The organism is Jeotgalibacillus sp. 10bf12, from assembly GCF_055597105.1.
This window is the reverse complement of the sequence record NZ_CP200276.1, coordinates 2,826,195-2,839,421: the sequence shown is the minus strand read 5'-3', so window position 1 is coordinate 2,839,421 and position 13,227 is coordinate 2,826,195. Positions and strand designations below refer to the sequence as shown.

Genomic DNA, 13,227 nt, shown 5'->3' with positions numbered 1-13,227 from the left:
GAGGGGATTGTCTTTTGAGTGCAATCAGATATGAACATATAAAAACATGTAAGCAGACAGGTGCACGGCTCGGAATTGTTCACACGCCGCACGGTTCTTTTGAAACACCGACATTTATGCCGGTAGGAACAATGGCTACGGTTAAAACGATGTCGCCTGAAGATCTGAAGGAATTAAACGCAGGTATTATTCTGAGTAATACGTATCACCTTTGGCTACGCCCTGGACACGATATTATTAAAGAAGCAGGCGGTCTTCATAAATTTATGAACTGGGATCGTCCAATTTTAACTGATTCAGGCGGTTTTCAGGTCTTTTCATTAAGTAAATTCCGTAATATCCAGGAAGAAGGTGTCCATTTCAGAAACCATATTAATGGAGACAAACTTTTCCTAAGCCCTGAAAAAGCGATGGAGATCCAAAATGCGCTTGGATCTGATATTATGATGGCGTTTGATGAATGTCCGCCATATCCTGCAGAAGAGAAGTATATGAAGGATTCAGTTGAGCGTACGTCAAGATGGGCAGAGCGCTGTCTTGAAGCTCATGCACGACCTGAAGATCAGGGGCTATTCGGAATTATTCAGGGTGGAGAATATGAGCACCTGCGACGTCAAAGTGCACGTGACCTTGTGTCTATGGACTTCCCGGGTTATGCAATAGGCGGCCTTTCTGTAGGGGAACCTAAAGATGTCATGAATCGCGTACTGGAATTCACAACGCCATGGATGCCTGAAGATAAGCCGAGATATCTGATGGGTGTCGGTTCACCTGACTCTCTGATCGATGGCGCAATCAGAGGGATCGATATGTTTGACTGCGTATTGCCCACACGAATTGCAAGAAACGGCACGCTGATGACAAGTGAAGGCAGACTGGTTGTTAAAAATGCAAAATATGCGCGTGATTTCTCACCGATTGATCCTAACTGTGATTGCCATGTTTGTAAGAATTATTCAAGAGCGTATATCAGACACCTAATAAAATGTGAAGAAACGTTCGGAATTAGACTTACGACTTATCATAACCTTCATTTTCTGATAAACTTAATGGGGAATGTCCGCCAGGCGATAAAAGAAGACAGACTGGGAGACTTTCGTGAGGAGTTTTTTGAACAATACGGTTTTAATCAGCCGAATGCAAAAAACTTTTAATAGATATATGAAAGAAAGGGGGAGTTTAGCGTAATGGATATGATCGTAACTTTACTTCCGCTTATTCTGATGTTCGGTTTAATGTACCTTTTCTTAATCCGTCCTCAGCAGAAGCGCCAGAAAAAAGTAATGGAAATGCAAAACAGCTTAAGCAAGGGTGATAAAATCGTCACGATTGGCGGTTTACACGGTATTATCGATGCACTTGACGAAGGTCAGGTAGTCATCAAGTGTGGAGATGGAAGCCGCTTAACATACGACCGCAATGCGGTACGTGAAGTGGTGGAAAAAGATTCAGCAATGTAAGACAAGATAAAAAAAGCTGCAGCCGCAGCTTTTTTATTTTGCCTCAGAACGCCCGAATAAGTTAACTCCCGCTATTCCTCCAGCCATACCTGAAACGAGCAGCAGACCGTAATGAATAAAATGTGACCACTCAAATAGTGTTTCTTTAAAAAACAGGCCGGTTCCAATGACTGTAAGTGCTGTACATATTCCGATATGAATTCCTTTCTGTCCCGCTGAGGCACTTCCAATCAGACTGCCGATTAAAACAGCAGCAGCTCCTGCAAGTCCGTGCCATTTTTCCATAGTCAGCTCAGTGATCGAAGTGAAGTGCAATAAACCGGATACGATAGCAGCATATAAAGTGATGATGACCAATACAAAACCAACCGCAATTCCCAGACCTCCAGCAGTTTTTCTCCAGGCAACCATATCTTCACACTCCTCCATAAATTAAATAAATTTCCGCTTTTCGGACACACTACATGAGTGAAGGTGGTGCAGACTTTGTTTGAAATGTATATGTTAATCGGAATAAAAGCTGTAACGCTGTATTTATTAATTCTATTGATCTTCAGACTGATGGGAAAACGTGAAATCGGTGAATTAAGTCTTTTGGATCTGATTGTATTTATGATGATTGCTGAGATGGCAGCTTTTGCTATCGAAGATCCGTATATGAGCTTTATGCAGGCAGCTTTTCCAATGATTTTATTGATGCTGCTGCAAATTCTATTATCATGGTTTTCGTTAAAATCAAAGAAATTCCGGGATCTGATGGATGGCAGACCTTCAATATTAATTCATAACGGTGAGCTTGTAAAAAATGAGATGAGAAAGAACCGTTATAACATAGATGATCTTATGCAGCAGCTGAGGGAAAAAGAAGTATTTGACCTCCAGGAAGTATCTTTTGCGATTTTAGAACCGTCAGGCACGCTGTCTGTCCTGAGGAAAGAGAGAAGTGCAGGGCAATTGTCACTTCCACTTGTGATGGATGGAAGGATTCAAAGCAGACACCTGGACCTGATCGGTAAAAATGAAAGCTGGTTAAGAGATGAATTGAAAGTCCAGGGACATGACAATATGAAGAACATATTCTTTTGCACCTATGAAGATGGTCAATGGTTTATCAGTTCTTCCTAAAGCTTTTCAGAAAAGCCCAGTCCTCGCGCTGTATCAGCTGAACCCTGGAAGCCAGAAAGCAGAATATCACAATCACAGATACGATCCGGATAGGTGCATTCATGGATAAAATACCTGTATGTATCAGCCAGCAGCAGACAGAAACTAGAAGAATTGCAGCATATTGTCCGAAAGGGATTGCAAGTCCGCTCATTTTTCTGGCAGTGTGAAAGTGTAAAAACGTCACAGCTGCCGTGCCGATTGCAAGACCGATTGCTGCACCTGTTATATCCTCTAAATAAATCATCAGTCCGGCCATAGATAAAAGCTTTATGACAGATCCCGTAATACTGTTAATCATTGCTTTTCCTGCAGCTTCGAATGCCTGCAATACAGCATGTAAAGGTCCCTGGTAGTAATAAAAGATAAAAAACAAAGCCATCACTTTTAATAAATTGAGCCCTTCAGCAGATCCGTATAAAAGTGTTAAGATGAGTTCTCCTTCAAGAAACAATAGCAGGCAGCAAAGTGTTCCGGTAACCGCGGAAAGCCTTAGTGCCTGAGTAATTCTGTACATCACGACACTGTCCTGGGATAGTGCCCTCGCTTCACTGATGGAAGGAACCAGTGCCATACTGAGTGAAACAGTAATAAAAGATGGGAGCAGTAAAACCGGCAGGACAAAACCGGTTAATAATCCATATTCTGCAGTTACTGCGGTGGCAGCCATGCCAGTAAATACAAGACATTTCATGACAATGATCGGCTCTAAAAACCAAGCGGCAGAACCAACAAACCTGCTTCCTGCACTTGGCAGGGCGATTGTTAATAATTGACGGGCTGTTTCGCTGAAGGATCTCACCGAGCGGCCGGTTAATTTCTTTTTTTTCAGCTTAAACATGATGAGTAAGAATAAGAGTGAGCATAATTCTCCAATCACAGCAGCGAGCATTGCACCACCGGCAGCATATGCGGCACCTTTTGAACTCAACAGACCAACTGCTGCCACTAATAATAAAATCCGGATGGTTTGTTCGAGCACGGATCCAACAGCTGTAACCCCCATTTGCTGTCTGCCCATAAAATAGCCGCGGACAACAGCTGAAAAAGCAGCGATTGGAATAATGGGCAATACAGCGATAAAAGGAATCAGCGTCCTCTCATCATTTAGAAGTGTAGTTGAAATAAAAGGTGCTGCAAAAAATAGACAGGGAGTTAATAGAACCGCGAGTGATCCTGTGATCCAGAGAGAGACGGATAGAATCTTTCTGATCTCCTGCTCATTTCTATTCGCAGCTGCTTCAGATACATATTTTGAAATCGCGATCGGAAGTCCCAACTGCGTAACAGTAATGGCAAGCATGAGAGCGGGAAATGTCATCATATATAGACCGACACCTTCAGCACCGGCCATATCAGCCAGAACAATTCTATGTACAAATCCCAGTACTTTTGTCACTAATGCTGCAGCCATGAGTAACAGTGTTCCTTTAATCAGTTTAGACACTTTATCCTCCATCTTCTCAAAAGCATATATTTTAGATACAATAAATCATATGCCGTTTAGAATCGGGGCTATGCATTAAATATAGAAAGGAGAAAAAATGTGAATCAACATACAAGCTATAAAGATGCTTTTCCTGTAATTGGTCCTGCATTGATCAGTAAAGCTCAGGAGTTAAGAATTTATGGATATGATACAGCTACACCTGAGACTATTTGGCAGTACCTGACCCAAAAGAAATGGAAGCGTGAAAATGAAAGCTTTAGACTTCATAGAGTAGTTCAGGAAATTCTGCAGGTGAAAGCAGGCGATTTTATGAACTTCATGACAAATGAAGAATATAAGCAAACTGCAGGCAGAAGCGGGCTGGAGGATGAAGAGCTGCAAATGCTTCTTCACGGTCAGCATAAAGAATGAACATTGACTGACAATCTCATCTGGTGCGTTGACACCTTCAGGTAAGTAATACATAATAAGTCTGTTGCTGAAATTTCAGACACTTTACAGACCTGTTACAAACGGTCATTTTTCATATAGTTTCGGCTATATACACAGGGAGGATTTTTACATAATGATTAAGCGTAGCAGGATCGTCGCCTTCTTTTTACTGGTCATATTGCTTGGCGGCACAATTGGACTTACCTCCAATACAATTTTAAATAACATTAAACTTGGCCTCGACCTTCAGGGTGGATTTGAAGTGCTTTATGAAGTGAATCCAGCTCAGGAAGGTCAGGAAATCACGCAGGATGTCGTCTCAGACACCGCGGAAGCATTAGACCGTCGAGTAAATGTATTGGGTGTTAATGAGCCTATTATTCAAGTTGAAGACGGCAATAGAATACGGGTTCAGCTTGCAGGTGTTGAAGATCAGAATCAGGCGAGAGAAATCCTTTCGACTGAAGCAAATCTGACATTCCGTGACGTGAATGATGAAGTGAAAATGACTGGTGCAGACCTTGTTGAAGGTGGAGCGTCTCAGACGTTCGATCCCGACACAAATCAGCCGATTGTTCAGGTTCAGTTAAAGAATGCGGATCAATTCGGTCAGATTACACAGGAAATACTTGCAATGGCGCCTCAGAACCAGCTGGTTATCTGGCTTGATTATGAAGAGGGCGATTCATACGAAGAAGAAAGAACAAAAGAAGACCCAAAATTTATTTCAGCACCAAATGTCAGTCAGGTTCTGAATACTGATACCGTAACAATTACAGGTAACTTTACGCTTGAAGAAGCGAATAACCTGGCGGATCTTTTAAGTGCAGGTTCACTGCCTGTTGAACTTGAAGAAGTGTATTCAACTTCAGTAGGTGCATCATTTGGTCTGATGGCAATGGAACAGACAATTCTTGCGGGTATTGTCGGCGTTGCACTGATCTTCCTGTTTATGATCGCATTCTACCGTTTCCCTGGTTTTATCGGGATCGTGACTTTATCTGTATACATTTATTTAATCCTGTTGATCTTTGACTGGCTGAATGGTGTGTTAACACTGCCGGGTATTGCAGCCTTGATCCTCGGGGTAGGTATGGCGATTGATGCCAATATTATTACCTATGAGCGGATGAAAGAAGAGCTTCGTATAGGAAGATCTGTCCGTGATGCATGGAAAAAAGGAAGCAGCTCATCGCTATTGACAATTGTCGATGCGAATGTAACAACAATGTTAGCGGGTATTGTACTTTTCACATTTGGTACAAGTTCTGTTAAAGGCTTTGCGACAATGCTATTGATCAGTATTGTGACAAGCTTTATCACGGCTGTTTTTGGTACACGCTTATTTATGAGTCTGTGGGTGAGAAGTAAGTTCCTTGATCAGCGTAAAGGCTGGTTTGGTGTGAAGAAATCAGAAATCCTTGAATACAATGAAGAGGAAGAACCTGATTCACTCGATCTTCCGACGAAATTTGACCGCTTTGATTTTGTGAAAATCAGAAAGAGATTCTTTATCCTTTCTGCGGCACTTCTTATTGCAGGGCTTGCTGTTCTGCTAACCTTCAGATTGAATCTTGGTATTGAGTTTACAGAAGGCTCTCGAATGGAAGTTTTATCTGAAACGCCACTGACCAACGAATCTTTCGCTGATGATATTGAAGATGCTGGATATGAAGCTTCCAACATTGTCATCTCTGGTAATAACCAGGAAATTGGTGTAGCCAGGTTTTCAGAAGAATTAAGTCAAAATGAAATCGCTGAACTGAGATCCTATTTCACTGAAGAATACGGTTCAGATCCAAATATTTCAACTGTCAATCCGATTATTGGGGAAGAGCTTGCGAGAAATGCACTTCTTGCTGTTGCGATTGCCTCAATCGGAATTATCCTTTATGTTACATTGCGATTTGAATGGCAAATGGCTACTGCATCAATCGTTGCTCTGGTCCATGATGCATTCTTTATCATTGCCATTTTCAGCTTAACTAGGCTAGAAGTCGATATTACCTTCATCGCAGCTGTTCTCACCGTTATCGGTTATTCGATAAACGATACGATCGTTACATTTGACCGGATCAGGGAAAATATGCGTAAGATGAAGCGTATTGAGAAGAAAGAAGAACTTGCAATGATCGTCAATAAATCGCTCAGACAAACACTTGGACGTTCGGTGAACACTGTACTGACAGTCGTCTTAGTAGTCGCAGCACTGATCATCTTTGGTGCAACATCAATTTTAAACTTCTCAATTGCACTATTGATCGGTCTGATTGCAGGAACCTATTCTTCAGTATTTATCGCAGCACAGTTATGGTACGTACTGAAAAAACGCCAGCTGAAAAAGAAAGGCGTGCTCGTCACTTTTAAAGAAAAGAAAGAATGGACCGACGAACCGGTCGTATAAGGAAAGAATCAGAGCTGAGACAAATAATCATTTGTCTCAGCTCTTTTATGTGCATGTTGAGGACGGAGGTTAAATGGCCATGAAATAATCCTTTAACCTGCGTCCTAAAAGCCTGTCTGACTATACATGAGGAATAAATTCTATTAGAAAAGGGTAAAAGCAAGTAGTGCATGAAAAAAATTGCTATGATGATAAAAAGGAGGTTATATTATGAAATTTCAATGGACATTAATTCTGGGGATCGTTTTTGCTCTTATTGTTGCTATTTTTGCTGTTATTAATGTCGATCCCGTTACAGTAAACTTTGGCTTCTCAGAAGCTGAGCTGCCACTGATTCTAGTTATTTTAGGGTCAGTTTTGATGGGTGGTATCATCATGGGCTCAGTCGGACTGTTCAGACTGTTTATTGCACAGCGGAAGGTCAAACAGCTTGAAGCAGAAAATAAACAGCTGAATGAAAAACTGGTGGAAGCTGAAAAGGTGCAGAACGGAGAATTACCGAGCCGTCAGGAGTACCGTAAGACCGCACCGGATTCCGCTGGGGATTCCGCTGCTGAATAATATGTTTGCGCGCAACATCACCTCTTCAGTTCATTGAATCATGGGCACCCCTCATGTATAATGAAATCATCTGAAGAGGTGAAATGATGCTAACATCTAAAACGAGATGGAATGTTAGGGAAAGCAGCACAGCTGAGACTGAAAAGCTTGCAGCAGCTCTAGACATTCCACTTTTTATTGCAAAATTATTGGTACAAAGAGGGATGACCACCCCTGAAACAGCCGCTGAATTTTTACATATTGATAAAAAAGAATTCCATGATCCATACCTTTTTGATGATATGAAAAAAGCAGTAGAGCGCATTGAGCGGGCAGTTAACGACGGAGAGTCCATTTTAATTTATGGTGATTATGACGCTGATGGTGTGACGAGTACGTCAGTTATGCTCAGTGCATTAAAGCTTCTCGGGGCAGAGCCCGATTTTTATATTCCTAATCGCTTTACAGAGGGCTATGGTCCGAATGAAGGCGCTTTTCGCTATGCAGCAGAACAGGGTTACACTTTAATCATAACAGTTGATAACGGGATCTCAGGAGTTGCTGAAGCAAAGGTTTTAAAAGAGCTTGGTGTTGATCTGATTATCACAGACCACCATGAAGCGGGTCCTGAACTGCCTCAAGCATTTGCGATTATCCATCCAAACCTTGAAGGCGGTTCCTATCCTTTCAGGGAACTTGCGGGCGTTGGTGTTGCTTTTAAGCTTGCCCATGCGCTGCTCAAAGAACCTCCGACAGAACTGCTGGATCTGGCAGCGATCGGGACCATTGCAGACCTTGTGCCACTTACGGGTGAAAACCGTCTGCTCGTCAAAAAAGGTTTAAAACAGTTACGTGCTTCTGAACGAAAAGGCCTTCATGCACTTTTAAATAAGTCCAGTGCGAAAATTCATGAAGCAAATGAAGAGACAGTCGGCTTTGCGATTGGACCGCGTCTGAATGCAGTAGGCAGATTATCTGATGCAGATCCTGCAGTAGAACTGCTTATGACTGAAGATGCTGAAATAGCTGAAGCACTCGCAAGTGAAATTGATGCGATGAATAAAGAGCGACAGTCAATTGTAGCTGAAATTGCCAAAGAAGCGATGGAAATGGCTGAAGCACAGTATAAAGATGACCGGGTCCTGATTATCTCTAAAGAAGGGTGGAATCCTGGAGTCGTCGGGATCGTTGCTTCGAAGCTCGTGGAGAAATTCTACCGTCCTGTCATTATACTTTGTGAGGATAAAGAAAAGGGAACGGCCAAAGGGTCAGCAAGAAGTATTGAAGGTTTTAACATGTTCCGTGAGCTCTCGGAAAACCGTTCCATACTTCCACACTTTGGCGGGCATCCGATGGCAGCAGGTATGACGCTTGAGTTACAGCATATTGACGAATTACGTATAAACCTTAATCGTCAGGCTGAAGAGATGAGTGATGAAGACTTCATTCCCGTTTCAAACATTGACGTTGAAGCTTCGATTTCTGAAATTGACCTCGAATCGATCAGCCAGCTTCAAATGCTGTCTCCGTTCGGGATGAAAAATCCTAAGCCTAAAGTGTTGATTGAACACACTGAGATTGTTTCGATCAGAAAAATCGGTGCAGGTCAGAATCATCTGAAGTTATCAATTAAGCATGATGATCAGTCCCTTGACGCTATTGCATTCGGCATGGGTGAAGTTGCAGATCAGATCTCACCGATTGCGAATCTTGATCTGATCGGGGAACTTACAATCAACGAATGGAACAACATTAAAAAGCCTCAGCTGTTTGTCAGTGATATCAGAGTGAGGGAGTGGCAGCTCTTTGATATTCGCGGGATTGCCCAGGCAGCAAGATGGGCACCGACGATTCCTGATGATTCAGTTGTGATTGCCTATAAACAGCATACGTATGACCGGTTTAACCCGATTCTTCCTCAACATGTGAAGCTGATCGATTCTCTCGAGCATGCGAAAGAGTTAAATGCAGACCAGCAGACGATTGTATTTCTGGATCTCCCGGATGATGCGAATCTGCTTGAAGCAGTTCTTCATGAGAATAAACCTGCAAGAATTTATGCGCATTTTTATCTTGAAGATCCACAGTTCTTCAGCTCAATTCCAAAACGTGAAGACTTCGCATGGTTCTTTGCATTTTTGAAGAAAAAGAAAACTTTTCATCTTCATCAGCATGGAAAGGCGCTTGCCTCCCATAAAAATTGGTCAATAGACACAATTAATTTTATGACGAAGGTGTTTTTTGAACTGGATTTTGTTACAATAAACGATGGATTCATTTCGCTTAATGAAGATATCAGTAAACGTGATTTATTAGAATCCCCTGCTTATCAGGCAAAGACAAGGCTTGCAAAATTAGAGCAGGAATTATTATATTCATCATTTCATGATTTGAAAAAATGGTTTGAAGAGCGCTGCGGATGGTCGCGGCAACCTGAGGAGGAAAAGGTATGGATTTAAAGCAATTCGTGACAATAGTAGAAGACTGGCCGAAAGAAGGCGTGCGTTTTAAGGATATTACAACGTTAATGGATAATGGAGAAGCATACAGCTATGCAACTGATCAAATTGTTGAGTATGCGAAAGAAAAACAAATTGACCTTGTAGTTGGTCCTGAAGCACGTGGATTCATCATCGGTTGTCCGGTTGCTTATGCACTGAAGGTAGGCTTCGCCCCTGTAAGAAAAGAAGGCAAGCTGCCGAGAGAGACAGTTAAAGTAGACTACGGGTTAGAATATGGTAAAGATGTACTGACAATTCACAAAGATGCAATCAAGCCTGGTCAGCGCGTACTGATTACAGATGACCTGTTAGCGACTGGCGGCACAATTGAAGCAACAATTAAGCTTGTTGAAGAACTGGGCGGCGTTGTAGCAGGATGTGCATTCCTGATTGAACTGTCTTACCTTGATGGCCGTGAAAAGCTGAATGGCTACGACATGCTGCGTCTGATGGAATATTAATGAATACCTGTTAAAAGAGCCCTACTTTAGGGGCTCTTTTTAGTATATTGAAGCTTTATTATAGGAATTATCAGTAATGGCTTTACATAAATTGATTTTTTATTAATAATAGAAACAATACTCAAAACTACTAAACATGATAAAGGTGATAAATTGTATGGCAAATGATCGGGTGCTTACCGTTGAAGAAGTGTTCGAGATTACCTCAAGTTATATGAATGAAAGCCAGGTTGAATTTGTTAAAAAAGCTTATCATCTGGCTGAAGAAGCACATAAAGAGCAGTTCCGAAAATCAGGTGAGCCTTATATCATCCACCCTGTGCAGGTTGCGGGTATTCTTGCAGAACTTCAGATGGATCCATCTACTGTTGCAGCCGGTTTTCTTCATGATGTAATAGAAGATACCATTTTCACTTATGAAGATCTGACTGAAAAGTTCAATGAAGAAGTTGCCATGCTGGTGGATGGTGTAACAAAACTTGGAAAGATTAAATATAAATCCAAAGAGGCACAGCAGGCTGAGAACCATCGTAAAATGTTTATTGCGATGGCACAGGATATCAGAGTCATACTGATCAAGCTGGCTGACCGTCTTCATAATATGCGGACATTGAAACATATGCCTGTTGAAAAGCAGATCCGTATTTCAAATGAAACGCTGGAAATATTTGCACCATTAGCACACAGACTTGGAATTTCGACAATCAAGTGGGAGCTAGAAGATACATCACTCAGATATCTCAATCCTCAGCAGTACTACCGCATTGTTAACCTGATGAAGAAAAAGCGTAATGAGCGAGAGGAATATGTAGATGAAGTCATTACCGAGATCAAACAGCAGGTAAAAGATGTCGGGATTGATGTAGATATTGTCGGCAGACCAAAGCACATTTATTCAATTTATAAAAAAATGGCTGTTCAGAATAAACAGTTCAACGAAATTTATGATCTTCTTGCTGTGCGCGTCATCGTGGACAGTATAAAAGACTGCTATGCAGTACTCGGTATTATCCACACGTGCTGGAAGCCGATGCCAGGCAGATTCAAAGATTATATTGCAATGCCAAAACCAAATATGTATCAGTCTCTTCACACAACAGTGATTGGACCTAAAGGTGACCCGCTTGAAGTCCAGATCAGAACCGATGATATGCATCGTATCGCAGAATACGGGGTAGCAGCTCACTGGGCTTACAAAGAAGGTGCGGTAGTTAATGAAGACAGCAAGCAGACAATCGAAAAGAAACTGACATGGTTCAGGGAAATTCTTGAGTTTCAACAGGATTCATCCGATGCTGAAGAGTTTATGGATGCCTTAAAATTTGATCTGTTTTCAGATATGGTTTACGTTTTTACACCTAAAGGAGACGTAATGGAGCTTCCTGCAGGTTCAGTTCCGATAGATTTTGCCTATAGAGTCCATTCTGAAATAGGGAATAAAACAATTGGCGCTAAAATTAACGGTAAAATGGTTCCGCTTGATTCAGCTTTAAAAACCGGTGACATCATTGAAATCATGACATCCAAACATTCTTACGGTCCAAGTCAGGACTGGCTGAAGCTTGCCCAGACATCTCAGGCAAAAAACAAAATCAAAGCGTTTTTCAAAAAGCAGAGGCGTGAAGAAAATGTTGAAAAAGGCCGTGAGTTTGTTGACCGTGAAATACGTGCGCTTGATTTCTCTCCAAAAGAAGTGCTGACTGAGGAAAACATGAAGCGCGTATATGAGAAATATAATTTTGCAAGTGAAGAAGACTTATATGCAGCAGTCGGTTATGGCGGTATTACAGGTGCACAGATTGCCAACCGCTTAACAGACAGACTCAGAAAGCTGCGCGATGAAGAAGATACGCTTGAAAAAGCGATGGCTGATATTAAGCCACCTTCTGTTAAAAAGAAAAAAGACGCAGGCGTTACGGTAAAAGGGATTGATAATCTGCTGGTCAGACTGTCGAAATGCTGCAGTCCGGTTCCAGGTGATGAGATTATCGGCTTTATTACACGCGGCCGCGGCGTATCTGTTCACAGAAGTGACTGTCCGAACATTCAGGGAGATTCAGAAGCGAGACTGATCCCGGTTGAATGGGAAGGCACGACGGATAACAGAAAAGAATATAACGTTGATATTGAAATATCCGGCTATGACAGAAGAGGTCTGCTGAATGAAGTGCTGCAGGCGGTAAATGAAACAAAAACTAATATTTCAGCCGTCAGCGGTAGAAGCGACCGGAATAAAATGGCCGCGATTAATATGTCAATTATGATTCAAAACGTGACGCATCTGCAGAGAGTCGTAGACCGGATTAAACAGATTCCGGATATTTACGCTGTTCAGAGAATCGTTAATTAGCACTGGAGGCAGTTTGTTTTGAGAGTAGTTGTTCAGCGAAGTAAAGAAGCACACGTAAAAATAGCAGGAAAAGTCGAAGGTGAAATCCGTTCAGGGCTGGTTCTTCTTGTAGGGATCAGCCAGAATGATACAGAAGCAGACTGCAGATATGCTGCAGACAAAATAGCAAATCTCCGCATTTTTGAAGATGAAGAAGGCAAAATGAACCATTCTGTGTTAGACCAGGGTGGGGAAATTCTGTCGATTTCACAGTTTACATTATACGGTGATACGAAAAAAGGGAGACGGCCGAATTTTATGAATGCGGCGAAACCTGATGACGCAGAACCATTATATAAAAAGTTCAACGATTTCCTGACTGAAAAAGGATTAACTGTTGAAACGGGCATTTTTGGTGCGATGATGGATGTATCACTTGTCAATGACGGTCCGGTCACGCTGATCGTTGAAAGTTAAAAAAGGCTT

The 13,227-nt window shown here is 41.9% G+C and carries 12 protein-coding genes; 10 read left to right on the top strand and 2 right to left on the bottom strand.

Going from position 1 to position 13,227, the window contains the following annotated elements:
• The first annotated feature begins 14 nt into the window (after positions 1-14).
• Together tgt and yajC are read left to right on the top strand one after the other, a co-directional pair.
• Positions 15-1,154 carry a tRNA guanosine(34) transglycosylase Tgt gene (gene tgt / locus DH10bf12_RS14810; protein ID WP_471736020.1) on the top strand — a complete coding sequence of 380 codons (1,140 nt, stop codon included), beginning with the start codon at positions 15-17 and terminating at the stop codon, positions 1,152-1,154.
• Between the two features lie 33 nt (positions 1,155-1,187).
• Positions 1,188-1,460 carry a preprotein translocase subunit YajC gene (gene yajC, locus DH10bf12_RS14805; RefSeq protein WP_039810055.1) on the top strand — a complete coding sequence of 91 codons (273 nt, stop codon included), beginning with the start codon at positions 1,188-1,190 and terminating at the stop codon, positions 1,458-1,460.
• A 33-nt stretch (positions 1,461-1,493) separates the two neighbouring features.
• Here the strand turns inward: yajC and DH10bf12_RS14800 are convergent, their stop codons facing one another.
• Positions 1,494-1,871: a TIGR04086 family membrane protein gene (locus DH10bf12_RS14800; protein WP_471736019.1), complete on the bottom strand. Its 378-nt coding sequence runs from the start codon at positions 1,869-1,871 to the stop codon at positions 1,494-1,496.
• Positions 1,872-1,955: 84 nt separating this feature from the next.
• On the opposite strand from DH10bf12_RS14800, the gene DH10bf12_RS14795 reads away from it, so the two are divergent.
• Entirely contained in the window at positions 1,956-2,585 is a 630-nt protein-coding gene (locus DH10bf12_RS14795) for a DUF421 domain-containing protein (protein WP_471738248.1), read from the top strand.
• Here the strand turns inward: DH10bf12_RS14795 and spoVB are convergent.
• Positions 2,572-4,071: a stage V sporulation protein B gene (gene spoVB, locus DH10bf12_RS14790; RefSeq protein ID WP_471736018.1), complete on the bottom strand. Its 1,500-nt coding sequence runs from the start codon at positions 4,069-4,071 to the stop codon at positions 2,572-2,574. The genes DH10bf12_RS14795 and spoVB overlap by 14 nt on opposite strands.
• A gap of 99 nt (positions 4,072-4,170) precedes the next feature.
• On the opposite strand from spoVB, the gene DH10bf12_RS14785 reads away from it, so the two are divergent.
• From DH10bf12_RS14785 to dtd, 7 genes are all read left to right on the top strand, one after another.
• The gene (locus DH10bf12_RS14785; protein WP_471736017.1) at positions 4,171-4,485 is read left to right on the top strand and encodes a post-transcriptional regulator; all 315 of its coding nucleotides are present in this window, start codon (positions 4,171-4,173) and stop codon (positions 4,483-4,485) included.
• 154 nt (positions 4,486-4,639) lie between these two features.
• Positions 4,640-6,910: a protein translocase subunit SecDF gene (gene secDF / locus DH10bf12_RS14780; RefSeq protein WP_471736016.1), complete on the top strand. Its 2,271-nt coding sequence runs from the start codon at positions 4,640-4,642 to the stop codon at positions 6,908-6,910.
• A gap of 210 nt (positions 6,911-7,120) precedes the next feature.
• Positions 7,121-7,471, top strand: coding sequence for a LapA family protein (locus DH10bf12_RS14775; RefSeq protein WP_471736015.1), 351 nt, complete (start codon positions 7,121-7,123; stop codon positions 7,469-7,471).
• Between the two features lie 86 nt (positions 7,472-7,557).
• Entirely contained in the window at positions 7,558-9,909 is a 2,352-nt protein-coding gene (gene recJ / locus DH10bf12_RS14770) for a single-stranded-DNA-specific exonuclease RecJ (protein ID WP_471736014.1), read from the top strand.
• Complete coding sequence (locus tag DH10bf12_RS14765) at positions 9,900-10,412, top strand: adenine phosphoribosyltransferase (RefSeq protein ID WP_471736013.1); 513 nt, start codon at positions 9,900-9,902, stop codon at positions 10,410-10,412. Before recJ ends, DH10bf12_RS14765 begins: the two co-directional genes overlap by 10 nt.
• Before the next feature lie 157 nt (positions 10,413-10,569).
• Positions 10,570-12,762: a RelA/SpoT family protein gene (locus DH10bf12_RS14760; protein ID WP_471736012.1), complete on the top strand. Its 2,193-nt coding sequence runs from the start codon at positions 10,570-10,572 to the stop codon at positions 12,760-12,762.
• Positions 12,763-12,780: 18 nt separating this feature from the next.
• A complete protein-coding gene (dtd, locus tag DH10bf12_RS14755; RefSeq protein ID WP_471736011.1) occupies positions 12,781-13,218 on the top strand; it encodes a D-aminoacyl-tRNA deacylase in 438 nt (145 codons plus the stop codon).
• Positions 13,219-13,227: the final 9 nt, after the last annotated feature.

What these genes read in the sequence shown, in the direction of transcription:
- DH10bf12_RS14800 (WP_471736019.1), bottom strand. Translation starts at nt 1,871, where the DNA reads ATGGTTGCCTGGAGAAAAACTGCTGGAGGTCTGGGAATTGCGGTTGGT.
- recJ (WP_471736014.1), top strand. Translation starts at nt 7,558, where the DNA reads ATGCTAACATCTAAAACGAGATGGAATGTTAGGGAAAGCAGCACAGCT.
- DH10bf12_RS14765 (WP_471736013.1), top strand. Translation starts at nt 9,900, where the DNA reads ATGGATTTAAAGCAATTCGTGACAATAGTAGAAGACTGGCCGAAAGAA.
- yajC (WP_039810055.1), top strand. Translation starts at nt 1,188, where the DNA reads ATGGATATGATCGTAACTTTACTTCCGCTTATTCTGATGTTCGGTTTA.
- secDF (WP_471736016.1), top strand. Translation starts at nt 4,640, where the DNA reads ATGATTAAGCGTAGCAGGATCGTCGCCTTCTTTTTACTGGTCATATTG.
- DH10bf12_RS14760 (WP_471736012.1), top strand. Translation starts at nt 10,570, where the DNA reads ATGGCAAATGATCGGGTGCTTACCGTTGAAGAAGTGTTCGAGATTACC.
- DH10bf12_RS14775 (WP_471736015.1), top strand. Translation starts at nt 7,121, where the DNA reads ATGAAATTTCAATGGACATTAATTCTGGGGATCGTTTTTGCTCTTATT.
- DH10bf12_RS14795 (WP_471738248.1), top strand. Translation starts at nt 1,956, where the DNA reads ATGTATATGTTAATCGGAATAAAAGCTGTAACGCTGTATTTATTAATT.